Annotated in this window: 22 protein-coding genes; 17 read left to right on the top strand and 5 right to left on the bottom strand. The window is 68.7% G+C overall.

Features of this window, described 5'->3' with window-relative positions:
* Positions 1-10: 10 nt before the first annotated feature.
* The 3 genes from HGB39_RS09375 to HGB39_RS09365 form a co-directional block, all read right to left on the bottom strand.
* Positions 11-715, bottom strand: a complete 705-nt coding sequence (locus tag HGB39_RS09375) for an HNH endonuclease family protein (RefSeq protein WP_005566660.1) — start codon at positions 713-715, stop codon at positions 11-13.
* A gap of 64 nt (positions 716-779) precedes the next feature.
* Positions 780-1097, bottom strand: coding sequence for a hypothetical protein (locus HGB39_RS09370; RefSeq protein ID WP_005252838.1), 318 nt, complete (start codon positions 1095-1097; stop codon positions 780-782).
* A gap of 71 nt (positions 1098-1168) precedes the next feature.
* A complete protein-coding gene (locus HGB39_RS09365) occupies positions 1169-2071 on the bottom strand; it encodes an NADP-dependent oxidoreductase (protein WP_064080126.1) in 903 nt (300 codons plus the stop codon).
* A gap of 373 nt (positions 2072-2444) precedes the next feature.
* On the opposite strand from HGB39_RS09365, the gene HGB39_RS09360 reads away from it, so the two are divergent.
* The 7 genes from HGB39_RS09360 (at position 2445) to HGB39_RS09330 (ending at position 12460) form a co-directional block, all read left to right on the top strand.
* Positions 2445-5276: a DEAD/DEAH box helicase gene (locus HGB39_RS09360; RefSeq protein WP_120660597.1), complete on the top strand. Its 2832-nt coding sequence runs from the start codon at positions 2445-2447 to the stop codon at positions 5274-5276.
* On the top strand, positions 5273-6046 hold the full coding sequence (locus HGB39_RS09355) for an SWIM zinc finger family protein (RefSeq protein WP_005563047.1): 774 nt from the start codon (positions 5273-5275) through the stop codon (positions 6044-6046). The genes HGB39_RS09360 and HGB39_RS09355 overlap by 4 nt, the downstream gene beginning before the upstream one ends.
* A gap of 59 nt (positions 6047-6105) precedes the next feature.
* Positions 6106-9129, top strand: a complete 3024-nt coding sequence (locus HGB39_RS09350) for an ATP-binding protein (protein WP_054248055.1) — start codon at positions 6106-6108, stop codon at positions 9127-9129.
* A 49-nt stretch (positions 9130-9178) separates the two neighbouring features.
* Entirely contained in the window at positions 9179-10612 is a 1434-nt protein-coding gene (locus HGB39_RS09345; RefSeq protein WP_005563045.1) for an FAD-binding oxidoreductase, read from the top strand.
* 10 nt (positions 10613-10622) lie between these two features.
* The gene (locus HGB39_RS09340; RefSeq protein WP_005563044.1) at positions 10623-11054 is read left to right on the top strand and encodes a YkvA family protein; all 432 of its coding nucleotides are present in this window, start codon (positions 10623-10625) and stop codon (positions 11052-11054) included.
* Positions 11055-11123: 69 nt separating this feature from the next.
* Positions 11124-11603, top strand: coding sequence for a DUF1990 domain-containing protein (locus HGB39_RS09335; RefSeq protein ID WP_005563043.1), 480 nt, complete (start codon positions 11124-11126; stop codon positions 11601-11603).
* A 113-nt stretch (positions 11604-11716) separates the two neighbouring features.
* Complete coding sequence (locus HGB39_RS09330; RefSeq protein WP_005563042.1) at positions 11717-12460, top strand: GntR family transcriptional regulator; 744 nt, start codon at positions 11717-11719, stop codon at positions 12458-12460.
* 19 nt (positions 12461-12479) lie between these two features.
* On the opposite strand, the gene HGB39_RS09325 is transcribed toward HGB39_RS09330, so the two are convergent.
* On the bottom strand, positions 12480-12944 hold the full coding sequence (locus tag HGB39_RS09325) for a PTS sugar transporter subunit IIA (RefSeq protein ID WP_005563041.1): 465 nt from the start codon (positions 12942-12944) through the stop codon (positions 12480-12482).
* A complete protein-coding gene (locus HGB39_RS09320) occupies positions 12941-13171 on the bottom strand; it encodes a PTS sugar transporter subunit IIB (RefSeq protein WP_005563039.1) in 231 nt (76 codons plus the stop codon). Before HGB39_RS09320 ends, HGB39_RS09325 begins: the two co-directional genes overlap by 4 nt.
* A gap of 249 nt (positions 13172-13420) precedes the next feature.
* On the opposite strand from HGB39_RS09320, the gene HGB39_RS09315 reads away from it, so the two are divergent.
* From HGB39_RS09315 to HGB39_RS09270, 10 genes are all read left to right on the top strand, one after another.
* Positions 13421-14686 carry a PTS transporter subunit EIIC gene (locus HGB39_RS09315; protein ID WP_052023922.1) on the top strand — a complete coding sequence of 422 codons (1266 nt, stop codon included), beginning with the start codon at positions 13421-13423 and terminating at the stop codon, positions 14684-14686.
* Positions 14683-14958 (top strand): HPr family phosphocarrier protein, encoded by a 276-nt coding sequence (locus HGB39_RS09310; RefSeq protein WP_005563035.1) that lies wholly within the window; start codon positions 14683-14685, stop codon positions 14956-14958. Before HGB39_RS09315 ends, HGB39_RS09310 begins: the two co-directional genes overlap by 4 nt.
* Positions 14958-16637 carry a phosphoenolpyruvate--protein phosphotransferase gene (gene ptsP / locus HGB39_RS09305; RefSeq protein ID WP_064080700.1) on the top strand — a complete coding sequence of 560 codons (1680 nt, stop codon included), beginning with the start codon at positions 14958-14960 and terminating at the stop codon, positions 16635-16637. The genes HGB39_RS09310 and ptsP overlap by 1 nt, the downstream gene beginning before the upstream one ends.
* Positions 16634-17818: an N-acetylglucosamine-6-phosphate deacetylase gene (locus tag HGB39_RS09300; protein WP_064080701.1), complete on the top strand. Its 1185-nt coding sequence runs from the start codon at positions 16634-16636 to the stop codon at positions 17816-17818. The genes ptsP and HGB39_RS09300 overlap by 4 nt, the downstream gene beginning before the upstream one ends.
* Positions 17806-18585, top strand: a complete 780-nt coding sequence (gene nagB / locus HGB39_RS09295) for a glucosamine-6-phosphate deaminase (RefSeq protein ID WP_005265206.1) — start codon at positions 17806-17808, stop codon at positions 18583-18585. Before HGB39_RS09300 ends, nagB begins: the two co-directional genes overlap by 13 nt.
* Positions 18586-19299 (top strand): copper homeostasis protein CutC, encoded by a 714-nt coding sequence (locus HGB39_RS09290; RefSeq protein WP_005563032.1) that lies wholly within the window; start codon positions 18586-18588, stop codon positions 19297-19299. It begins immediately after the preceding gene.
* Between the two features lie 299 nt (positions 19300-19598).
* Positions 19599-20891, top strand: coding sequence for an HNH endonuclease (locus HGB39_RS09285; protein WP_064080702.1), 1293 nt, complete (start codon positions 19599-19601; stop codon positions 20889-20891).
* A gap of 36 nt (positions 20892-20927) precedes the next feature.
* Entirely contained in the window at positions 20928-21419 is a 492-nt protein-coding gene (locus tag HGB39_RS09280; RefSeq protein WP_005564062.1) for a pyridoxamine 5'-phosphate oxidase family protein, read from the top strand.
* 113 nt (positions 21420-21532) lie between these two features.
* A complete protein-coding gene (locus HGB39_RS09275; protein WP_005564060.1) occupies positions 21533-23035 on the top strand; it encodes a CoA-acylating methylmalonate-semialdehyde dehydrogenase in 1503 nt (500 codons plus the stop codon).
* A 10-nt stretch (positions 23036-23045) separates the two neighbouring features.
* The coding region (locus tag HGB39_RS09270) for an acyl-CoA dehydrogenase family protein (protein ID WP_210752633.1) at positions 23046-23430 on the top strand (385 nt) is incomplete at its 3' end.

Here is a 23430-nt window from a genome sequence, read left to right as displayed (position 1 = left end):
TCTGAGGTGCTCACGGACACCGCTCCGCCACCTCGGCGAGCGCGTCGCGGTCCGCCAGCGTCACCGGAAGCCCGTACTCCACCGCCACCGACAGGTACTTGCCCGCGTAGAAGCAGTGGTACGCCGGATTCGGCGGAAGCCAGTCCTGCGGGGTCCGGTCGCCCTTGTCCTGATTGTCCGCACCGTTGACGGCCAGCAGGTTGAACGTGACGTCGTTGGCGAACCGCAGCCGACGCTCGGGCGACCACGTCGACGCGCCCATGTCCCACGCCGCCGCCAAGGGGTAGACGTGGTCGATCTGTACGGCTTTCGCGTCGGCTCGGTCGAATTGGAGCACCTCGCCGGAATACGGATCGGCGAGGACCCCGCTCAGCACCACGCAGCCGCGGGTGCCGTCGCGGAACGCCACCGAGCGGAGATCGAGCGCGAGAACGTTGTTGCGGGTGTCGCACCCGTCGTGGCCGGCGGCGGCGTCCTGGTCGTCGGTCCAGGCCGGGCCGAAGACGCACAACTCCTTGCCGGAACACCCGCGCTGATATCCGCCGGGGTGCGGACGGGACTCGACCGTCGCGACCCGGCCGAGCAACTCCTCGATGTGTGCGCGGGGCGGACTGCCCGGTGCCGGGCCGGGGCCGCTGAGGTCGAGAAGCGACACCCCGCAACCGCAGACCGTCAGGATCGCCACCAGCCACGCGGCCACGTACAGAAGTCTCATGCGTCCCCCGGCGCTCGACCCATCTCCCCCTACCACCGGGAGTATGCACCGGGCCCCCGACACGTCAAGTGAAGGGGAGGCGCACCGCGGCGATCGACGACAGGTGCGTGCCATCGTGGCCGATCACCCAGGAACCGCCGCTCTGCCGGCATTCCGCGAGCAGATCGAGGGTGCGGAGGAGGAAGAAGATCGCCTCGCTGGGGGTGGGGGTAACCGCAAGCCTGTGTGCCTCACCGTGTTTCATCCCGTCGAGCCACACACCCGACTGTCCGTCCAGTCGAATCGTGACGATGTGCGTGGCATCGACGAAGGCGTACTTCCGTTGCTCCCACGGAGTGGTGAGCGCGTACCCCTGTTCGAGAACCTGGATCAGGATGCTCATGACCGACTCCCGAGTGTCCGGCAGCTACGTCTCTCCAGCATCTACCTCGGAACCGGTGAAAGCCAGACCTGCTAACCGAACTCGATCACGACCTTGCCGCTCGTGTGACCGGACTCGACCATCGCGAGAGCGTCACCGGCGTGCGCGAACGGGAATCGGTGAGCGACCCGCGGATCGAGGGTCCCGTCGGCCACCAGCGCGGCCAGCTCCGCGAACACCGCGGACGTTCGGCGCCGTTCCACCCCCGAGCCGCCGAGATCCCGCGCGGCGAGCGGATCGCCGGTGCTGAGGATCGCCGCCGGATCCGCGACCACCCGCGCCGCCTCGGCGAGCGCGTCACCCCCGACGAGGTCGAAGACGGCGTCGACCGGGCCGGGTATGCGTGCGGCCAGGCCGTCTCCGGACGCCACCCAGGTGGCACCGAGCGATTCGACGATCTCCCGCTTGCTCTCGCTCGCGACTCCGATCACGGTGACGTCCCACGCCGCGGCCAACTGCAGCGCCGCCACCCCCACACCGCCGCCCGCGCCGACGACGAGCAACCGGCTGCCGGGCGCCAGATCCAGGGTGGTCAGCGCGTCGTACGCGGTTCCCGCCGCGACGGGGAGCGTGGCCGCGTCGGCGAACGAGACCGGCTCGGGCTTGTGCGCCGCAGAGGCCGTGTTGACCAGGGTGTACTCGGTGTAGCCGCCGAAGCCGGTGGCGGTCGCGCCGAACACGGCATCGCCGACCGCGAAGCCGGTCACCCGGGGCCCGACATCCGCGACCACACCGGCGACCTCCCGGCCGAGAACGGCGGGAAGGGTGACGGGGACGGTGTCCTTGCGCGTTCCCGCCCGCACCTTCCAATCGGCGGGATTCACGCCGGCCGCGTGGACGGCAACCAGCAACTGTCCGGGGCCGGGGGAGGGAACGGGGACGTCGAAGAACTGCTGCGTCTCGGGGCCGCCGTACTCGCTGAAGCCGTATGCCATGCTCACGCCCACAGTCCTATCACGAACCGGGGTCGGGATTCGGGCACGACGAAGGCCCGCCGACGTGGAGTCGGCGGGCCCTCTCGTGAGAACTCAGGAGCCGAACAGGCCGCCCAGGGAACCTGTGCCTCCGCCGCCTCCGCCGCCACCCATCAACGGTCCGAGAACCTGGATGAGCTGAACGAGGACTTCCAAGATCTGTTCCATGTCCATTTTGTCTTCCTCCGATCACTGCGATCACGTACGGCAGCGATCCCGGTGAGTTACCGGCGTGGACAGCCGCCAACTCGTTCATCGGTGGAATATGGTCGAGGGTTACATGTCACGAGCAGGGATTTCACGCGCTGTCGGTCGCACCTGCTTGGATGGGTGCATGCTGCACGGCCTCTGGACACCGGGTTCGGGTCTCATGCTGTGGGCGGAGGACCGGAATCCGGCCGCCTCGGAGCCGACGGATGCGGTCGGGCGGGTGCTGGCACGGAAGTTCCGGCATCACGTGAAGGTGCCGATGCCGACGCCGTCGGGGCCGGAGATGCTCGAGTGGGCCGCGGTGGCGCTCGCACCGCCGGACGCGACGGAGTTTCTGCTGTCGGTGTCGGCCCGCGACCCCCGGGTCGCCGGGGATCTGCGCTACCTCGCCCACGTCGCCCGCGGTGTCGAGCGGTGGGCACGCGCCGGCCGGGTGGTGCCCGAGGTGCACCGCGCGGAGGGCGGCTGGTGGCCGCGCTGGCGGCTGCTCGGCGGTGAGCGGCAGCGTGCGTGGCTCACGGAGATGGCCGTCGCGATGCCGCCGGTCCAGCGTCACGGCACGACCCCCCGCGCCGTGCTCGACGACATGGTCACCGAGCTGACCGACCCCGTCGCCCGCCGTGTCCTCGAACGCCGGCATCCGGACGATTCCGCCACCGACGGGGATCATCCGCTGATCGAAGCGCTGCTGCGCGGCGACCAGTTCGACGAGGGCACCGCCCAGCTGTCGGGTTCGCTGGACGGGTGGCGCGACAGCCTCAAAGTGGACGAACCCGAACTGGTGCTGCGGCTCCTCGAGCCGGAAGACGTTGACGTGGAGGGGGACTGGGATCCGGACACGGTGCTGTGGCGACTGGAGGTCTGTCTTCGTCCGGAAGGCGAAGCGCCGGTGCCGATTCCGTTGCATCACACGGAGGCGAGTCGCCTGCAGATCGGGGTGCGCAAGCTGACGGAGGCCGTGGCCGCCTACCCGCGACTGCAGGACGTCCCCAGTGATCCCGACAGCCTGGACCTGATGTTGCCCACCGCCGTGGTCATCGACCTCGTCGGACACGGTGCGGTGGCGTTGAAGGAGAAGGGCATCAGCCTGCTGCTGCCGCGGGCGTGGAGTGTGGCGTCGCCGTCGATGCGCCTGAGGGTGAGCTCGCCGAGCACTCCGGCGAGCGCGGAGAACCGGGCCGTCGGCAAAGACCAGTTGGTGCAGTACAACTGGGAACTGGCACTCGGCGACACGGTGCTCACCGCCGCGGAGATGAATCGACTGGTCAACTCGAAGAGTGATCTCGTGCGGTTGCGCGGCGAGTGGGTGCGGGCGGATCAGGAGGTGCTCTCCCGCGCCGCGCGGTACGTGGCGGAGCGGCACGCGAGCGGCGACCGGGCCATCGTGGACCTGCTGAAGGACCTGATCGCGGACGATCTCTCCGACCTTCCCGTCGAGGAGGTCACGGCCACCGGCTGGGCGGCCGCGTTGCTGGACGGCGACACGAAGCCGCAGGATGTGCCGACCCCGGACGGGTTGGACGCGACGCTGCGCCCGTATCAGAAGCGGGGACTCGACTGGCTGGTCTTCATGAGCCGCCTCGGCCTCGGCGCCGTCCTCGCCGACGACATGGGTCTCGGCAAGACGCTGCAGTTGCTCGCACTGCTGGCACACGAGAACGCCGCGACACCCACCTTGCTGGTGTGCCCGATGTCGGTGGTCGGCAACTGGGAGCGCGAGGCGGCACGCTTCGTTCCCTCGCTGCGGGTGCTCGTCCACCACGGTCCGCAGCGGCTGAGCGGTGAGGACTTCACCGCCGCCGTGACGCAGAGCGATCTGGTGATCACCACGTACGCGCTGCTGGCCCGCGACGTCGCGCACCTGAAGGAGCAGGACTGGCGGCGTGTCGTGCTGGACGAGGCGCAGCACATCAAGAACGCGAAGACGTCCCAGGCGCGGGCGGCGCGGAGCATTCCGGCGGCGCACCGCGTCGCGCTGACGGGCACTCCGGTCGAGAACCGGCTCGACGAACTGCGCTCGATCCTCGACTTCGCGAACTCGGGCATCCTTGGCTCGGAGGCGATGTTCCGCAAGCGCTTCGTGGTGCCCATCGAGCGGGAGCAGGACGAGGCGGCCGTCGCCCGGCTCCGCGCCGTCACGTCGCCGTTCGTGCTGCGCCGCGTCAAGACCGATCCCGCGGTCATCGCCGACCTCCCGGACAAGTTCGAGATGACGGTCCGTGCCAACCTCACTGCCGAGCAGGCCGCGCTGTACCGGGCGGTGGTCGACGACATGATGGCGCAGATCAAGGACAAGAAGGGGATGAAGCGCAAGGGGGCCGTCCTCGCCGCCCTGACGAAACTCAAGCAGGTGTGCAACCACCCGGCACACTTCCTGCGCGACGGGTCGGCGGTGATGCGGCGCGGACAGCACCGCTCCGGCAAGCTGGGGCTCGTCGAAGACATCCTGGACTCGGTGGTCGCGGACGACGAGAAGGCGTTGCTGTTCACCCAGTTCCGGGAATTCGGCGACCTCGTGACCCCGTACCTCGCGGAGCGTTTCGGTACCCCCGTGCCGTTTCTGCACGGGGGCGTCTCCAAGCAGAAACGCGACGACATGGTGGCCTCGTTCCAGCGGGACGACGGGCCGCCGATCATGATGCTCTCGCTGAAGGCGGGCGGGACGGGCCTGAACCTCACCGCGGCCAATCACGTCGTTCACCTCGACCGGTGGTGGAACCCGGCGGTCGAGAACCAGGCCACGGACCGGGCGTTCCGGATCGGTCAGCGGCGGGACGTGCAGGTGCGCAAGCTCGTGTGCGTCGGCACCCTGGAGGAGCGGATCGACGCGATGATCGCCACCAAGCAGGAGCTGGCGGATCTCGCCGTCGGGACGGGCGAGAACTGGGTGACGGAAATGAGCACCGAGCAACTCGGTGAACTGCTGCGGCTCGGCGACGAGGCGGTGGGCGAATGACGAATCGGCGACCCGGGCCGTACTTCGGCCAATACGGCAAGCGTCGACCGGTGACGGGCGGGCTGGAGGCACGATCCCAGCGCGGATCGTTCGGGCGCACGTGGTGGGGCCGCGAATTCGTCGACATCATCGAGTTCGTCGCCGACAAGGGCCGGATGAGCCGCGGGCGGAGCTACGCGCGCAGCGGACAGGTGATCTCGCTCGAGATCGCCGGGGGGATGGTCACGGGAGAGGTCCAGGGCAGTCAGCTCCAGCCGTTCGTCGCCACCGTCTCGATCGATCGCCTCGACGACGCGGAGGTCGCGGAACTCGTCGCGCTGGTGCGTCGGCAACCCGGCAGTCTCGCGATGCTGGCGGGCGGCGGAGTTCCGGAGGTTCTCGGACCCCTGCTGCTGCCCGCCGGGGCGTCCGCGCTGAACTACGACTGCACCTGCCCGGACGACGGCTGGCCGTGCAAGCATGCGGCGGCGGTCGCGTACCTCACCACCGAACGCATCGACGAGAACCCGCTCGAGATCCTGACGCTGCGCGGCGTCGACCTGGACATGCTGATCGACGGCGTCGGCGGCGACTCCTCCGACGCGGACGTCGACGACTGGTTCGGTGACGAGTCCCAGCTGCCCGACCTGCCCGACGCCGACTTCCGGGCGGCGATCGACGACCTCGACCCGCTGCTGCTGCGGAAGGCGATCCGATCGGTCAGCGAGGACGAGCGCGCGGTGGACGCCGCGATCCGGGAGCTGAAAGCGCTGTACCAGCACTTCCGCTGACCGTGCGATGATGAGAACGCGGAAGTTCGCCTCGTTCCGCGACCGGGAGCTGGTCAGTCATGTTGACGGTCTACCTGCTCGGCGAACAGCGCGTATCGAACCCGGAGGATGTCAGGGTCGGCCCCATCTCGTCACGGGCGATCGCGTTGCTGGCCTACCTCGTGCTGCACGCCGGTCTCGCTCAGTCCAGGACCCGCCTCGCGGGGCTGTTCTGGCCCGAGTCGAGCGAGCAGCAGGCCCGCACCAACCTCCGGCGGGAACTGCACAATCTCCGCGGCCTCCTCGGATCGGACGGTGCGCTCGCGGCGGACGGGCCGACGCTCACGTGGACGGACTCGTCGTCGTGTCGGGTGGACGTCGACACCTTCCGCAACGAGCGGTCGGCCGCCGTCGCGGCCCTCGTCGATTCCGACCCGCGGGCATTTCTCGATCACGCCGACCGCGCGATCGACACCTATCGCGGCGAACTCATGCCCGGAACCTACGAAGACTGGGTCCTCGAGCACCGCGAGGTGCTGCGCAGGCAGTGCGTCGAACTCTGCGAGGCGACGGTGCGGGTGTTGCGGGAGTCAGGTGACGTGGAGACCGCCACGGCGTGCGCGCGCCGACGTATCCAGCTCGACCCCCTGGAGGAGGTCGGGTACCGGACTCTCATGGAACTGCAGGCCGCGTCGGGCGACCGGGCGGCGGCGATGACCACCTACCACCGATGCGCGGCCGTTCTCGAGACCGAACTCGGCGTCACGCCGAGCGCGGCGACCAGCAGGCTGTTCGACAACCTGCTGGGGGAGCACCCGAGGGTCGGTGCCGGCGCGGCTCGCCGGCCCGAACGCGTCCGGACCGCGGTGCCCGCTCTGATCGGGCGGGAGCGTGAACGCGGGGAGTTGCAACGGCGGTGGCAGCAGTCCCTCGACGGCAGGCAGGGACTGCTGCTCGTCTCGGGGGACGCGGGTGTCGGCAAGACCCGGTTGACCACCGAACTCGCGGAGATCGCTCGCGCAGACGGAGCGGTGGTGGCGACCACGAGGTGTTTCGGACTGCCGGGCCGCGTCGCGCTGGCGCCCGTCGCCGAGTGGCTGCGCAGCCCGGATTTTCGGTCCGCGATCGGGTCTCTGAATCCGTTGTGGCGGGCCGAGGTCGAACGGCTCGTCCCGAGCGCCGAGCCCGGGCCGCGACCGTCGACGTCCCGGGCGATGGTCGACGCATGGCAGCGTCACCGCTTCTTCGAGGGAACGACGCGTGCGGTGCTGTCGTCGGGCCGGCCGGTCCTGCTCGTCCTCGACGATCTGCAGTGGTGCGACGCGGAGACGACGGCCTGGCTGGCCTTCCTGCTCTCACTCGACACCCACATGCGGGTACTGGTGGCTGCGACCGCCCGCACGGACGAGGCGCGGTCGCGACACGATGTGCGGGAAGCGCTGCGGGCCCTCCGGTCGGCACGGCTGGTCACGGACGTCGAGGTGGACCCGTTGACCGCGGACGGGACCGCGGAACTGGCGCGGTCCCTCGGCGGCCGGGCGCTGGACCCGTCGGAGGAGGCGGTCCTGTACGCCGCGACCGGGGGCTACCCGCTGTACGTCGTGGAGGCCGCCAGGATGGTGCCGGGCATGAATGCGACCGGGCGGGGCGGGGCCGCCGACGACCTCGGCGAGGTGCTGCAGCGGCGGCTCGAACAGTGCTCGGAACCCGCGCGGGACGTCGCCGGCCTCGCCGCGGCGCTCGGCACGGATTTCGATCTGGACCTGCTCAGCGAGGCGAGCGACCTGAACGCAGATTCCCTCGTCCAGGCGGTGGACGAACTGTGGCGGCGGAGGATCGTCCGGCCGGCGGGCACCGGCTACGATTTCGTGCACGACCTGGTCCGGGAGGCCGCGTACCGTTCGGTCAGCCCGCCGCGACGCTGGCTCCTGCATCGGCGGCTGGCGCAGGGACTCGAACTTCTCCACACCGGCCGCACCGACGACGTGGCAGCACACCTCGCAGAGCAGTATCGGCGCGGCGGCCGCCCCGACCGCGCACTCCACTATCTGCAGCGCGCCGCCGAGGTGGCAGCCAGCGTGTTCGCGAACGCGGAGGCCCTGCGGCATTTCCGGGACTGCCTCGACCTCCTCGAGGCGATGCCGGTGGGCCGCAACCGGGACGCTCACGAGGTGGATGTGCGGCAGGGCATGTCGGCGCCGCTGACCACCCTGTACGGGTACTCCTCCACCGAGCTCGAGCAGACGCTGGACCGCACAGTGGAGCTGGGGCAGCGTCTGCGCCGGCCGAAAGTCGTGCTCGGTGCCCTGATCGGATTGTTCGCGGCACACTTCGTGCAGGGGCACACCGCGCAGGCCCACGGCATCGGCGTGCGTGCCCTCGAACTGTCCGCAGCCGATCCCGAGTTCGAGGGTCAGGCGCAGTTCGCCGTGGCGGGGGCCGCCCTCGGTCTCGGCCGGCCGAGGGATGCGATCGAACATTTCGACGTCGCGCTGCGATCGTTCTCCGACGACTATTCCTTCATCCTCGGGACCAGGCTCGAGGTGCATGCCCACGCCTGGGAGTCGCACGCGTACTGGATGATCGGTGACGAGCAGAAGGCGGCGCGGTCGTGTGCGGAGGCCCTCGCATTGGGCAGGACCTGCGGCCACCCCTACAGTCTCGCGGTGGCGTTGGGATACGCGGCGGTGCTGTATCAGATCCGCGGCGACGACGCAGCGCTCCTCGCCTCGCTCACCGAGTTGCGGGAGCTGTGCGAGCGCTACCACTTCGCCTACTACAGTCAGTGGTCGCAGATCCTCGAAGGCCGGCTCCTCGGCGGCGAACCGGGAATCGCGAAGATCCGCGAGGGGCTCGCCGAGTTGCGCCGGCAGCGGGCGTTCGCGCGTATGCCGTACTGGCTCTCACTGCTGGCGGAGGTCCAGATCGACGTCGGGTGGAGGGACGCGGCCCGCGCCACGCTCGATGCCGCCCGGATCGCCGCCGAGCAACACGACGACCGCTGGTGGTTGCCGCAGGTGCTGCGACTGCGTGCGGACGCCGGACCGTTCGCGGGCGGGGCGCCGGCGCGAACGGTGCGCGAACGCCGGATTCCTACGGTGTGAATTACCAGGTACGGCCCGTTCCGGGGCCTACCGATCCGAGGAGAAGGCTATGAGTACCACCACCACGAATTCGACGCCGTCGACGACGACACCGCCGCCCTACGCGGAACTGGCCGCATCGCTACGCGGAGAGTTGATCACCCCCGACGACGCCGGCTACGACGACGCGCGTGCGGTGTACAACGCGATGATCGACCGTCGACCCGCGGCCATCGCGCGGTGCGCCAACGCCGCGGATGTCGTCGCGTGCGTGAAGTTCGCGCGGGAGCATCACGTCGAACTCGCGGTTCGCGGCGGTGGACACAACGCGGGAGGTCTCGGCGTGTGGGACGGTGCCCTCGTGATCGATCTGTCGGGGATGCGCGGAACCACGGTGTCGCCCGCCGACCGGACCGTCCGGGTGGACGGCGGGTGCACCTGGAGCGACGTCGACCATGCGACCGTGCCGTTCGGTATGGCCACCCCGTCCGGGTTCATCGCGTCCACCGGTGTCGGCGGACTGACGCTCGGCGGCGGAATCGGCTACCTGACCCGCCGTTTCGGTCTCACCGTGGATAACCTGCTCAGCGCCGATGTCGTCCTCGCCGACGGCACGCTGGTGACGGCGAGCGAACGATCCCATCCGGACCTGTTCTGGGCGCTGCGGGGAGGCGGCGGAAACTTCGGTGTGGTCACATCGTTCCAGTTCGCGTGTCACGACATCGGCGACCACGGCACCGTCGTCGGCGGGCCGGTGCTGTACGACCTGGAAGACACGCCCGACGTGATGCGGTGGTACCGCGAACTCCTGCCGTCGCTGCCCGAGGAACTCAACGGCTGGATCGGGCTGCTGACCATTCCGCCCGCGCCGCCGTTCCCGGAGGAACTGTGGGGACGCAAGGCGTGCGGCGTCGTCTGGTGCTACACCGGCGACCCGAACAAGGCCGACGCGGTACTCGAACCGATCCGCGACTTCGGAAACCCGCTGCTGGTCGGACTCCACGAAATGCCCTTCACCGCATTGCAATCCGCCTTCGACGGACTTTACCCGGCCGGATTGCAGTGGTACTGGCGCGCCGACTTCGTTCGGGAGATCTCCGACGACGCCATCGACATCCATCTGGAGTTCGGCCGTCAGCTGCCCACCGGTCATTCGACGATGCACATGTATCCCATCGACGGCGCGGCGACGCGGGTCGCCGAGGATGCCACGGCGTTCGCGTACCGGGACGGCGGCTGGGCCGGGGTGATCGTCGGTGTCGACCCGGATCCGGCCAACGCCGACGTCATCACGGACTGGGCCAAGCGGTACTGGGAGGCCCTCCACCCGACGACCGCGGGCGGGGCGTACGTCAATTTCATGATGTCCGAGGGTGAGGACCGCGTGCGTGCCTCCTACCTCGGCAACTACGACCGGCTCGCGCAGGTGAAGGCGAAGTACGATCCGGACAACCTCTTCCATGTGAACCAGAACATCCGTCCCGCGGTCCGGTCGGAGCACTAGGCGCAGCCGTATGGATCCGGGGCAGGTGTGGGCGGCTGCATGGCCCGTCCTGATCGGCGCGGCAACGGGCCTGCTGGCCGTCTGGGTGGTGCTGGCGCTCGTGCTGTGGCGATCGAGACCCGACAGCACCCGGATCGGGGAGACGATCCGGGTGCTCCCGGACGTGCTCCGTCTCCTGCGCCGCCTCGCAGCCGATCCCGACCTGCCCCGGGGGGTGCGCGTCCGGCTCGTCCTGCTGCTGGTCTATCTCGCGGTTCCGATCGACCTGATACCCGACTTCGTCCCCGTCATCGGATACGCCGACGACGTGATCATCATCGGCATCACGCTTCGCTCGGTGATTCGCCGCGCAGGTCCGCAGGTCGTGGCTCGGCACTGGCCGGGCACCCCTGAAGGCCTCGAGGCCGTGCGCCGGGTAACGTGCCTTCCCACCTGCTCGTGACGTCCGGACCGAGAGGATCCCGCCATCAGTACCTCCCGAGACGACCTGCCCGCGTTCACGTACCCCGAGGTGGGGGCGAGCCGCGACGTTCCCTTCCCTGCGGGATATCACCATCTGACCGAGCAGAAGGTGATCGGCTCCGGGGCAGACGCATTCGCCGCAGCCGCCGCCCACCTGTGTGCCTGGGGGATGCACCGCGACGCCGGGCTGGACGTGCGGGCCGACGCTCCGACGGCCTCGCCCGGCACGGCGGTCGAACTGCGATGGGGCATCGGTCCGCTCCGGCTGACGTTCTCCTGCCGCGTCGTGTACGTCCTCGACGAACCGCATCGCAAGGGATTCGCGTACGGGACGCTGCCGGGTCACCCCGAGCGCGGCGAGGAGAGCTTCGTCGTCGAACAGCGGCCGGACGGCACCGTCCTCGCGACCATCTCGGCGTTCTCGAAACCGGATCGGTGGTTCACCCGGCTCGGCGGGCCCGCCGGCCGGGTCGTGCAGAGGGTGATGACGCGCAAATACCTCGAGGCGTTAGCCGAGGCCGCACGGTAGGCCGGAGCGCCCGGATCACGTATTCTCGTGGTTGGACCGGACCGGACGGGACCTTTGCAGCCCGACTGCCTGATCCGATGTGTCTCACCCCTGACAGAGCTGGAGCTGCCGGAATGATGCCCGTACATCTACGCGACAGCGTGATTCCGAAGCACGAGCAACTCCGTGCCATCCTGCTGCACAAGTGCACCAAGGAACTTCAGCCCGGCGACCTGATGACGAGTGAACGAAAACTGATGCAGGACTACGGCGTCAGTCGCATCACGGTTCGTGAGGCGATCGGGCAGCTCGTCAACGAGGGCCACCTCGTGCGGGTGCGTGGCAAGGGCACGTTCGTCGCGCATCGTCCGGTGCAGTCGAAACTCCACCTGGCCTCGTTCACGGAGGAGATGCGGGCGCAGGGGCACAAGCCGACGACGGTGGTGCTCCAGAGCGAGGAGGACGCGGCGCCGGAGGCCACCGCGAAGGCGCTGCGCATCGCGCCGGACACCAGCGCCTATCACGTCAAACGGCTGCGGCTGGCGGACGGCGAACCGGTCAGCGTCGACGACGGCTGGTTCAACGCCGCGCTGCTTCCCGGCCTGCTGGACCTCGACCTCACCGGCTCGATCTACCGGGCGACCGCCGACAAGTACGGCATGCCGATCGACCGGGCGGAGCAGACCGTGAGCGCCGACGGGGCGAGCCAGGAGATCGCGACCCTGCTCGGCATCAAGAAGGGCGCCCCGGTGATGTACTTCGACCGGGTGTCCTTCAGCGGTCCCACACCGGTCGAGCACACCCGCAGCTGGTACCGGTCCGATCGCTACCAACTGCAAATGGAAGTTCAGGGGGAGCGGACTCAGCGCAGCGTCTGAGCCCGGCCGCCCCTCCGTTCTACGGCGCCGTCCAGTCGAACAGGGCGTCGCCGGTGGTCACGTCGGATCCGATGGTGTCGGTGGACACCGAATCCGGCTTGGAGTCCATGACGACGATCGGGCAGATGGCGGAGTATCCGGTGCCGTCGATCTCGGTCGGATCGAATCGCACCACGGGATCACCCGCGTCGACGTCATCGCCCTCCGCTGCCAGCAGGGTGAACCCGTTGCCCTTCAGCTTCACGGTGTCGATTCCCAGGTGCACCAGCACACCGCCGCCCGCCGAGCCCAGGATGACGAACGCGTGCGGGTGCAGTTTGAGGATCTTGCCCGGGATCGGCGCGAGCACGTCGAGGGCGCCGCGGTCGCGCGCCGGTTCGATCGCGACTCCGGAACCCACCATCTGGCCGGCGAATACGGGGTCGGGCACGTCGGCCAGGGCGAGCACGCGGCCGGGCAGTGGAGCCTGCACGGACAGGCTCACAGGATGTCCTCGATGTCCTCGGCCAGCGTGTCCGCCTCGGGGCCGACGATGACCTGGACGACGCTGCCCGCCTTGAGGACGCCGTGGGCGCCTGCGGCCTTGAGCGCGGCCTCGTCGACCTTGGCGCCGTCCTTGACCTCGGTGCGCAGGCGGGTGATGCAGGCCTCGATCTCGACGATGTTGTCGGCACCGCCGAGGCCGCTGATGATTGCGTCCGCTTTGGACATCGGTTCTCCCTCGTAGTTCGTGTTCGAGCTGCAGGTGATGGTGCCGGATGGGTTAGCTGGATCACATTTGCCTGTTGACATCCTGTGCTCACCTGGTCAAACTAGCAACTGGTTATGACCGGACAGTACCCGTTGGGGGTGCTGGTCCACAATAGTTTTCCCGAAGCCGTACGACGCGCTCGCCGCCACCGGTTTCGGGACTCGCCAGACGCCGATTCGGCGACCGAAGCGCACACAGAGAAGGCCGATATGACTGTCGTAGACAGCCCGAAAAAGGAATCAGCGGTGTTTGCCGGGTTACAGCGCCTCGGACGCAGCCTGATGCTGCCGATCGCGGTACTTCCCGCGGCCGGCATCTTGCTGCGGCTCGGCCAGGACGACCTCCTCGGCCGATTCGACTCGATGCACACCGCCGCGTCCGTCATCTCCGCAGCCGGCCAGGCCGTGTTCACCTGGCTGCCCCTCATCTTCGCGGTGGGCATCGCCATCGGATGGGCCAAGAAGGCCGACGGTTCCACCGCCCTGGCCGCCGTGGTCGGATACATGGTCATCAACGGCGTGTTCGAGGCCATGTCGCCGGTCGTCCTCGAAGGCAAGACCGATCCGAACGGCGACCAGGCGCTGATCAACTACGGTGTGCTCGCAGGCATCGTGATGGGTCTGCTGTCCGCGATTCTGTGGCAGCGGTTCTACCGCACCAAACTGCCCGACTACCTCGGATTCTTCAACGGGCGCAGGCTCGTTCCCATCCTCACCGCCGTCACCGGTCTCGTCGTCGGCGTCCTGATGGCGTTTCTGTACCCGGCCTTCAACTCCGCACTGACGTGGGTGGGCGAGACCGTCGCCGAGAACTCCGTCGTCGGTGGCGGCGTCTACGGCATGGCTAACCGCCTGCTCATCCCGACCGGACTGCACCACATCCTGAACTCCACCGTGTGGTTCCTCGTCGGCGACTACCAGGACGCGAGCGGCGAACTGGTCCGCGGCGACCTCAACCGGTTCTTCGCCGGCGACCCGAGCGCAGGCATCTTCATGACCGGCTTCTTCCCGATCATGATGTTCGCCCTTCCCGCTGCCGCACTGGCGATCTGGCGCAACGCCCGGCCGTCGCAGAAGAAGGTCGTGGGTGGGATCATGCTTTCCACCGCGCTGACGGCGTTCCTCACCGGCATCACCGAGCCCCTCGAATTCGCGTTCATGTTCGTGGCTTGGCCGCTGTACCTGATCCACGCGTTCCTCACCGGCACCTCGATGGCGCTCGTCAACGCGCTCGGCATCCACGACGGATTCACGTTCTCCGCAGGCTTCTTCGACTACGTGCTCAACTTCGGCAAGGCCACCAACGCGTGGATGCTGATCCCCATCGGGCTCGGGTACGCGGTCATCTATTACGTCCTGTTCAGCTTCGTCATCAAGAAGTGGAACCTGCGCACTCCCGGTCGGGAGGACGACGCGGAAACGAACACCGACACGAACGCCGACACGAACGCCGACACTGAGAAGGCAGGTCAGTGAGCATGGCTACACGAACGGTCCTCATCGGTTCCAAGGTCGGACTGCACGCCCGTCCCGCTGCGAAGTTCACTCAGGCCGCCGCGGCGGTACCGGTCGCAGTGCAGATCGCGGTCGGCGAGTCCGCGCCGGTGGACGCAGGCAGCATGCTCGCGGTGATGACCCTCGGCGCCGAATTCGGTACCGAGGTGACGATCACCGCGGAAGGGGAGGGCAGCGAGGAGGCCCTCGACCGCCTCGCAGACTTGCTCGCCTCCGACCTCGACGCCGCCTGATGTCGACGGCTACGGAAGTTCTCGTACACGGCCTCGGGGTGAGTCCGGGGCTGGTCTGCGCACCCTGGCTCTCGTTCGGGACACCGGTCGCGACGTCGGCCGAAGACCCTGTCGGCGAATCGATCACGGCCGAGACCGCCCGTGTGCGGGACGCCCTCGCGACCGTGTCCGGCGACCTCGAAGCCCGCGCCGCCCAGGTGGACGGCGTCGCGTCCGAGATCCTGCTCGTGTCGGCGGCCATGGCCCGCGACCCGGGAATCGTGTCCGCCGCCGAGGAGAACCTTCGCGCCGGCATGCCGACGGCACACGCCGTGAGCGTCGCGTTCGACGGTTACTGCGCCACACTCGAGGCCCTCGGTGGGTACCTGGCCGAACGCGTCGCGGACCTGCGTGACCTCGGGCATCGCGCGGTCGCGGTGCTTCTGGGAGTGCCGATGCCCGGCATCCCCGATCCCGGGTACCCGTTCGTTCTCGTCGCCAGGGACCTGTCGCCCGCGGACACCGCGATGCTCGGCGGCAGCGACGTGGTCGGTCTGCTCACCGCCGAGGGCGGGCCGACGAGCCACACTGCGATCCTGGCGAAATCCCTCGGTCTGCCGGCGATCGTGAACTGCGCCGACCTCGACCGGTTGGTCGAGGGAAGACCGGTGGTGGCCGACGGGACGACCGGCGAGATCGTCGTCGACCCCGGCGACCTTCGGCAGGCAGAGGTGGCCGAGCAGGTCGCGGAGGCGCGAGCGCGGGTCGCGGCCATGAGTGGACCCGGCCGCACCCGGGACGGGGCACCCGTCGGACTGCTCGTCAACATCGGCACCGTCGACGACGCCACCCGCGCCGCCACCGCGGATTCCGAGGGCGTCGGGCTGTTCCGCACCGAATTCCTATACCTCGGCAGGCAGATCGCGCCCACCCTCGACGAACAGATCGCCACCTACACGTCGGTGCTGGAGCAGTTCGCGGGACGCAAGGTGGTGGTCCGGACCCTCGACAGCGGCTCCGACAAACCACTGCCGTTCCTCGACCTCGGCGCGGAGGAGAACCCGGCACTCGGCGTGCGGGGGCTGCGGGTCGGCACCGTCTACCCGGACGTCCTGGCCACCCAGTTGGAGGCTCTCGGCGCCGCGGCGGCCACCACCGGCGCGGACCTGTGGGTGATGGCGCCGATGGTGGCGACGGCGGAGGAGGCGGAGGGCTTCGCCGCGCTCGCCCGCTCAGCCGGTATCGCCACGGTCGGGGCGATGATCGAAATCCCCTCGGCAGCGCTGCGTGCACGCGACCTGCTCGAGCACCTCGATTTCGTCAGTATCGGGACCAACGACCTGAGCCAGTACACGTGCGCCGCGGACCGGATGGCGGGCAGTCTCGCGCCACTGCTCGACCCGTGGCAGCCCGCCGTCCTGGACCTGATCGGCCTGGTCGGCGCGGCAGGAGCGGAGGCAGGCACACCCGTCGGCGTCTGCGGGGAGGCCGCGTCCGATCCCGCGCTGGCCCCGGTGCTGGTCGGGCTGGGCGTCACCAGCCTGTCGATGGTGGCTCCGTCGCTGGGTGCCGTGCGTGCCAGTCTGGCCGCCACCGGCCTCGGCCTGTGCCGGGAGATGGCGGTCGCCGCACGCGGCGCACGGTCCCCGCAGGCCGCACGATCGGCGGTCGCCGCTCTCACATCCGGAGCGCCTCGATGATCCTGCGGGGCAAGGTCGTCGTGGAGGACGGCGTCATCGCCGACGGTGTGGTGGTCACCGACGGCGACCGAATCTCCTGGGTCGGGTCCGCCGTGCGGTACCGCGGAGAAGTGCCGCTACCGGAACCGAGTTCGTCGATACTGCTGCCGGGCCTGATCGACCTGCACTGCCACGGCGGCGCCGGCGCGGGGTTTCCCAACGCCGACGCCGACGGGGCCCGGCGGGCCGCGGACCATCACCGCGAGCACGGCACCACCGCACTGCTCGGCAGCCTCGTCTCGGCAGGGGAGCAGGACCTGCTCCGGCAGGCCGGAATCCTCGCCGAGCTGGTGGAACGCGGTGAGCTCCTCGGGATCCACCTGGAGGGTCCGTTCATTTCCGGTGCCCGGTGCGGTGCGCAGGATCCCGCGTCCGTGATCCCCGGCGATCCCGGCCTGTTCGAGAGGATCTGCGATGCCGCGCGCGGCACCGTCCGGTCGATGACGCTCGCGCCGGAGACCGCGCACTTCGGAGAACTTCTCGCCGCGATGCGCCGGCGCGACGTGCTACCGAGCCTCGGTCACACCGACACCGACGCGGCGACCACGTCCGCGAGGATCGCCGACGCCGCCGGTGGCCCACTGACCGCCACACACCTGTTCAACGCGATGCCACCACTGCACCATCGCGCGCCGGGACCGGTGGCGGCATTCCTGGCCGCGGCCGGTCGCGGCGACATCGTCGTCGAATTGATCGCGGACGGGGTGCATCTCGCGCCCGAGACCGTGTCGATGGTGTTCGACACCGTCGGGCCCGACCAGATCGTCCTCGTCAGTGACGCCATGGCCGCCGCCGGTGTGACGGACGGCGACTACCAGCTCGGGCCCCTGGACGTGCGCGTCTCGCGCGGTGTCGCCCGGCTCGCGACCACCGACGGGTCCGAGGGGGCCATCGCAGGCGGCACCGCACGGCTGCTGGACGTGGTCCGCACCGCCGTCGTCGACAGCGGTATCCGACTCGTCGACGCCGTCGCTTCCGCCACCAGGACTCCGGCCCGGCTGCTCGGCCTGGAGTCCGAACGCGGCAGCCTCGCCCCGGGCCGCCGCGCCGATATCGTCGTGACCGATCACCAACTGCGCCCCTGCGGCGTGTTCGTCGGCGGAATACCCGCCGAACGGGAAGGACTCGCATGGAAATCGTAATCCGGCAGACGCCGTCGGACGTCAGCTCGACCGTCGCGGACATCGTCGAGGGGTACGTGCGACGCGGTCCGACGACGCTGGGCCTCGCGACCGGCTCGTCCCCGCTCGGAAGCTACCGGGAACTCGCCCGCAGGCACCGTGAGTCCGGACTGGACTTCTCGGACGCGCGCGCCTTCCTGCTGGACGAGTACGTCGGACTTCCGAAAACCCATGACCAGTCGTACTTCTCGGTGATCCGCTCGGAGTTCGTCGACCACGTCAACCTCGACACCGACCGCGTGCTCAGCCCGAACGGCGAATCGCCCGACATCGCCGAGGAAGGTGCGCGGTACGACGCGGCCATCGCCGACGCGGGCGGCGTCGACGTGCAGCTTCTCGGCATCGGGACCGACGGCCACATCGGATTCAACGAGCCGGGCTCCGCGCTGACCTCACGCACCCGCGTCAAGACCCTCACCGAGCAGACCCGCCTCGACAACGCGCGGTTCTTCGACAGCGTCGACGACGTCCCACACCACGTCCTCACTCAGGGGTTGGGCACCATCAGCGAGGCCCGGCACCTGGTGATGATCGCGTTCGGCAAGGGCAAGGCCGAGGCGATCGCCGCCGCCGCGGAGGGACCGCTCTCCGCGTTCTGCCCGGCATCGGTGATGCAGCTGCACCGGCACGTCACCGTCGTGATCGACGAAGCCGCAGCGAGCAAGCTGCAACTCGCCGACTACTACCGGTATGCGCTGGAACACAAGCCTTCCTGGCAGTCGTTCTAGATGACACCCGTACTCGAACTGGCGGTCCAGGACGTCGCGGGCGCCCGGATCGCCCGACACACCGGCGCGGTGCGCGTCGAGTTGTGCACCGCACTCGGCGCGACCGGCGGGTTGACGCCGAGTATCGGCATGATCGAAGCGGTTGCGGCCCAGGGGATCGCGGTGCACCCGCTGATCCGTTGCCGGCCCGGTGGATTCGTCTACGACGCCGACGAGATCGCCGTGATGGCTCGCGACGTTCGGGCCGCGGTGGGCGCCGGCGCGTCCGGGGTGGTGCTCGGTGCGCTCACGCCCGACATGTCCGTCGACCGCGACGCTCTGCGCCGCCTGCTCGACGGCATCGACCCGTACGCGGTGGAGGTGACGTTCCATCGTGCGATGGACGTCGTCGACGACCGGGCGACCGCCGTCGATACGCTCGCGCGGTCGGGCATCATCAGGGTCCTGACCTCGGGCGGAGCGCCGCGGTGCATCGACGGCCTCGACGCCCTGTCCGGCATGGTCGCCCACGCGCACGGCCGGATCCAAGTGATGGCAGGTGGCGGGATCCGCGTCGAGGACATCGCCGCGGTCGCGGGCACCGGCGTCGACGCCGTGCATCTCTCCGCCCGCCGCACCGTCAACGACAGCGGCGGTCCGGGCGGCGGGTCCGGCGGCTACGACGCCGTCGACGAAACCCTCGCGCGGGCAGCGGCGGCGGCGCTGGGGATCTGACTTCGACGGTTCCCTGTGGCCCCCTGTCGAGATCCCTGCGAAGTCTGAATCACTCGCTAGTCCACAATGCCTGCATGGCAGCGACGGGTGACGCCCTTGGCGGCCTTGACAGCGGCGTGTCGCGGGTCGCGACCGTTCTCGATACAGCGTTGTGCCCGTCGGTCGACGGTCCCTTCATTCGGCCCCACCCCAGTACACATACGCGGGCCTTTCTGATGCGTCGACGCGGGCTATTGCCACTGGCAAGGGTTGTTGCTAGTATCGAACAGATATTCGAACAACCTTGGGGGAGGTTTGTTGTGGGGGCAGTACTTCTCGAGGAATTGCGCGCATTCACGGCGCGCCTGCAATGTGCCGAGACAACGAGTGGCGATGCGGGATTGGGCATCGAACTGCTCGATGCGATCGAGACGTTGAAGTCGGTCGGGTGTGCGGTGCAGGCGGTGATCACTGACGATGTCGCGACGAGTATCCGAGAGGACCGTAAAGCTCGGAGGCTCCCGCGATCCGAGTGGGCCCGGGGCGTCGGGTCGCAGATTGCGTTTGCGCGCAGAGAATCCCCGAACCGCGGCGGCCGGCATCTCGGATTCGCGCTGGCGCTGGTGCACGAGATGCCGCACACCCTGGCCCTGCTGCGGTCGGGTCGGTTGAACGAATGGCGCGCCACCCTGTTGGTGCGGGAGACTGCGTGCCTGTCGGCCGCGGATCGGGGCATCGTGGACCGCCGGTTGTGTTCGGACCCAAACAGTCTGATCGCACGGGCGAAGGCGTTGGCGGTGGAACTCGACGCCGCCGCGGTCGTGGCCCGGCACCGCAAGGCCGTGTCCGAACGACGGGTCACAACACGCCCCGCGCCGGATTCGATGGCGTATCTGAGTGTGCTGATGCCGGTTGAGCAGGCGGTCTGCCTGCAGGCGACCCTGGGGCGGGACGCGGACAGCCTGATCGCCACCGGGAACGGCGGTGGCCGCACCCGCAATCAGCTGATGGTGGACTTGTTGTTCGACCGGGGCACCGGAGCCGAAGTGACGTCGGGTATTCCGGTGACGGTGAACCTCGTGCTCTCCGACGAAACGTTGCTGACCGGCGGGCACGAGGCGGCGCAGCTGCAGGGTTTCGGGCCGGTGCCGGCGGGGATCGCGCGGCAACTGGTCGCCGACGCCATCGATGGAGATGCCGAGACGTCGTTGCAGCGCATCTACGCATGCCCACAGTCGGGGTCGTTGACCGCGCTGGAATCCCAATCCCGAACATTTCCGAAAAGCCTGCGAACGCTGATCGACCTGCGGGATCAGACGTGCCGCACCCCGTGGTGTGACGCCCCGATTCGACACCACGACCACATCCGCTCACACCGCGAATCCGGTGCCACCAGCGCGGAGAACGGGTCCGGGCTCTGCGAGGCCTGCAACTACGCGAAGGAAGCACCAGGCTGGACGGCCCGACCGGTGCACAACCCCGGCCGCACCCATCTCCTCGACGTCGGCACCCCGACCGGGCACCACTACCGATCAACCGCGCCACCGCTCCCGGCCGCGGCACGGCAGTCGGGAGTCGAGGCGGTACTCATCGCACAATTGCGTGCGTCTTGATCCGGCGGCCACGGGATTGGTCGTAGGGTCGTGTGCATGGCCAGCTGGAACGAGTTCGCCGAAGCTGCTCCGCGGATTGCCGCTATCTTCTCCCGTCGACATGCGGCGACCGGAAACCTCTGCATGCTCGGCACGCTTCGCTCCGACGGATTCCCGCGGATCAGCCCGGTCGAGCCGAGATTCTTCGAAAATCAGTTGTGGATCGCCGGAATGCCGAACACCACGAAGTTCCGGGATCTGGCTCGCGATCCGCGCTTCTGCCTCCACACCGCGACCGTCGACACCGAGGTGAAGGAGGGCGACGCAAAACTGTGGGGTGTCGTCGACGACGTCCAGGACAAGGCCCTGCACCAGCGTTTCGCGCAGGCGCTGTTCGACGAGACCGGGTTCGACATCCGGGGGGAGGAATTCGATCACTGCTACCGAGCCGATCTCACCGGTGGCTCGGCAGTGGAGGTCGGCGACGGCCACATGGACATCACCATCTGGAAACCGGGCGAGCCCGAGCACGTCGTGCGAAAGCACTGACTGCTCACTCCTGCCGCGACATGACACGGTCTGGACATACATGGACATCCAACTATAGGATGGGCTACATATTCGGAACTCCCTCATCATCGAGTAAGAAACGGGTTCGCACAATGGTTCAAGAGCTATCCCACTTCGTCGGCGGCAAGCGCGTCCCCGGTGCCTCCAACAAGTTCGGCGACGTCTACGACCCCAACACCGGTGAGGTGCAGGCGCGTGTGCCTCTCGCCGACAAGGCCGAGACCGAGGCGATCATCGCGAACGCGGTGGATGCTCAGCGGGAATGGGCGCTGTTCAACCCGCAGAAGCGGGCCCGCGTCCTGATGAAGTTCCTCCAGCTCGTGCAGGAGGAGATGGATTCGCTGGCGCGCCTCCTGTCGTCCGAGCACGGCAAGACGATCCCCGACGCGAAGGGCGACATCCAGCGCGGCCTCGAGGTTATCGAGTTCGCCCTCGGCGCCCCGCACCTGCTCAAGGGCGAGTACACGGAATCCGCCGGAACCGGCATCGACGTGTACTCGATGCGTCAGCCGCTCGGCGTCGTCGCCGGCATCACGCCCTTCAACTTCCCGGCCATGATCCCGCTGTGGAAGGCCGGTCCCGCGCTGGCCGCCGGCAACGCGTTCATCCTCAAGCCGTCCGAGCGCGACCCGTCGGTGCCGCTGCGTCTGGCCGAGCTGTTCCTCGAGGCCGGTCTGCCCGCAGGCGTGTTCAACGTGGTCAACGGTGACAAGGAAGTGGTGGACGTTCTGCTCACCGACGACCGCGTCAAGGCTGTCGGGTTCGTCGGCTCCACGCCCATCGCGCAGTACATCTACGAGACCGCCGCGGCCCATGGCAAGCGTGCGCAGTGCTTCGGTGGCGCGAAGAACCACGCGATCATCATGCCCGACGCCGACCTCGACGAGGTGGCCGATGCCCTTATCGGCGCAGGTTACGGCTCCGCGGGTGAGCGGTGCATGGCCATTTCCGTCGCGGTCCCGGTGGGCGAGGAGACGGCCGATGCGCTCGTTGCCAAGCTGACCGAACGGGTCGGCAAGCTCACGATCGGCCGCAGCGACGACGAGTCCGCCGACTTCGGCCCGCTGGTCAGCAAGGACGCCCTCGAGCGGGTGAACAACTACATCCAGATCGGCATCGACGAGGGTGCGGAGGCCGTGATCGACGGCCGCGGCTTCACCCTCGAGGGCCACGAGAACGGCTTCTTCGCCGGCGCGACCCTGTTCGACAAGGTCACCACCGACATGCGCGTCTACAAGGAAGAGATCTTCGGACCCGTCCTGCTCGTCGCCCGTGCCGCGGACTACGAGGAGGCACTCCGCCTGCCGACCGAGCACGAGTACGGCAACGGCGTCGCCATCTTCACCCGCGACGGCGACACCGCCCGCGACTTCACGAACCGCGTGAACGTCGGCATGGTCGGCGTCAACGTGCCGATCCCCGTGCCGATCGCGTACCACACGTTCGGCGGCTGGAAGCGCTCCGGCTTCGGCGACCTGAACCAGCACGGTCCCGACTCGTTCCGCTTCTACACCAAGACCAAGACCGTGACGCAGCGTTGGCCCTCGGGCAAGAAGGAAGAGACCAACCACTTCGTCATCCCCACCATGAACTGAACGGACCTCCATGTTCACCTTGACCGATGACGAGCGGGCGATCAGCGACACTGCCCGTGACTTCGCGGCCGAGCATCTCGCGCCGCACGCTGTGGAGTGGGATCAGGCCAAGCATTTCCCGGTGGATGTCCTGCGGAAGGCGGCGTCGCTGGGGATGGGTGGGATCTACATCCGCGAGGACGTGGGTGGGTCCGAGCTGACTCGTGTCGACGCGGCCCGCATCTTCGAGCAGCTCGCGAAGGGGTGCCCGTCGATCGCCGCCTATATCTCGATCCACAACATGGTCACCTGGATGATCGACCGGTTCGGCACCGAGGAGCAGCGGCGCGCGTGGGTGCCGGGGCTGTGTTCGATGGATCAGCTGGGCAGTTATTGCCTGACCGAGCCGGGTGCCG

The organism is Rhodococcus opacus, assembly GCF_012396235.1.
Lineage (GTDB): Bacteria > Actinomycetota > Actinomycetes > Mycobacteriales > Mycobacteriaceae > Rhodococcus_F > Rhodococcus_F opacus.
The sequence above is the reverse complement of the archived record's forward strand: the minus strand, read 5'-3'. Positions and strand labels throughout refer to the sequence as shown.

Coding starts and splice junctions, on each gene's coding strand:
- HGB39_RS09375 (WP_005566660.1), bottom strand. CDS start 715: ATGAGACTTCTGTACGTGGCCGCGTGGCTGGTGGCGATCCTGACGGTC.
- HGB39_RS09370 (WP_005252838.1), bottom strand. CDS start 1,097: ATGAGCATCCTGATCCAGGTTCTCGAACAGGGGTACGCGCTCACCACT.
- HGB39_RS09365 (WP_064080126.1), bottom strand. CDS start 2,071: ATGGCATACGGCTTCAGCGAGTACGGCGGCCCCGAGACGCAGCAGTTC.
- HGB39_RS09360 (WP_120660597.1), top strand. CDS start 2,445: ATGCTGCACGGCCTCTGGACACCGGGTTCGGGTCTCATGCTGTGGGCG.
- HGB39_RS09355 (WP_005563047.1), top strand. CDS start 5,273: ATGACGAATCGGCGACCCGGGCCGTACTTCGGCCAATACGGCAAGCGT.
- HGB39_RS09350 (WP_054248055.1), top strand. CDS start 6,106: ATGTTGACGGTCTACCTGCTCGGCGAACAGCGCGTATCGAACCCGGAG.
- HGB39_RS09345 (WP_005563045.1), top strand. CDS start 9,179: ATGAGTACCACCACCACGAATTCGACGCCGTCGACGACGACACCGCCG.
- HGB39_RS09340 (WP_005563044.1), top strand. CDS start 10,623: ATGGATCCGGGGCAGGTGTGGGCGGCTGCATGGCCCGTCCTGATCGGC.
- HGB39_RS09330 (WP_005563042.1), top strand. CDS start 11,717: ATGATGCCCGTACATCTACGCGACAGCGTGATTCCGAAGCACGAGCAA.
- HGB39_RS09320 (WP_005563039.1), bottom strand. CDS start 13,171: ATGTCCAAAGCGGACGCAATCATCAGCGGCCTCGGCGGTGCCGACAAC.
- HGB39_RS09315 (WP_052023922.1), top strand. CDS start 13,421: ATGACTGTCGTAGACAGCCCGAAAAAGGAATCAGCGGTGTTTGCCGGG.
- ptsP (WP_064080700.1), top strand. CDS start 14,958: ATGTCGACGGCTACGGAAGTTCTCGTACACGGCCTCGGGGTGAGTCCG.
- HGB39_RS09300 (WP_064080701.1), top strand. CDS start 16,634: ATGATCCTGCGGGGCAAGGTCGTCGTGGAGGACGGCGTCATCGCCGAC.
- nagB (WP_005265206.1), top strand. CDS start 17,806: ATGGAAATCGTAATCCGGCAGACGCCGTCGGACGTCAGCTCGACCGTC.
- HGB39_RS09290 (WP_005563032.1), top strand. CDS start 18,586: ATGACACCCGTACTCGAACTGGCGGTCCAGGACGTCGCGGGCGCCCGG.
- HGB39_RS09280 (WP_005564062.1), top strand. CDS start 20,928: ATGGCCAGCTGGAACGAGTTCGCCGAAGCTGCTCCGCGGATTGCCGCT.
- HGB39_RS09275 (WP_005564060.1), top strand. CDS start 21,533: ATGGTTCAAGAGCTATCCCACTTCGTCGGCGGCAAGCGCGTCCCCGGT.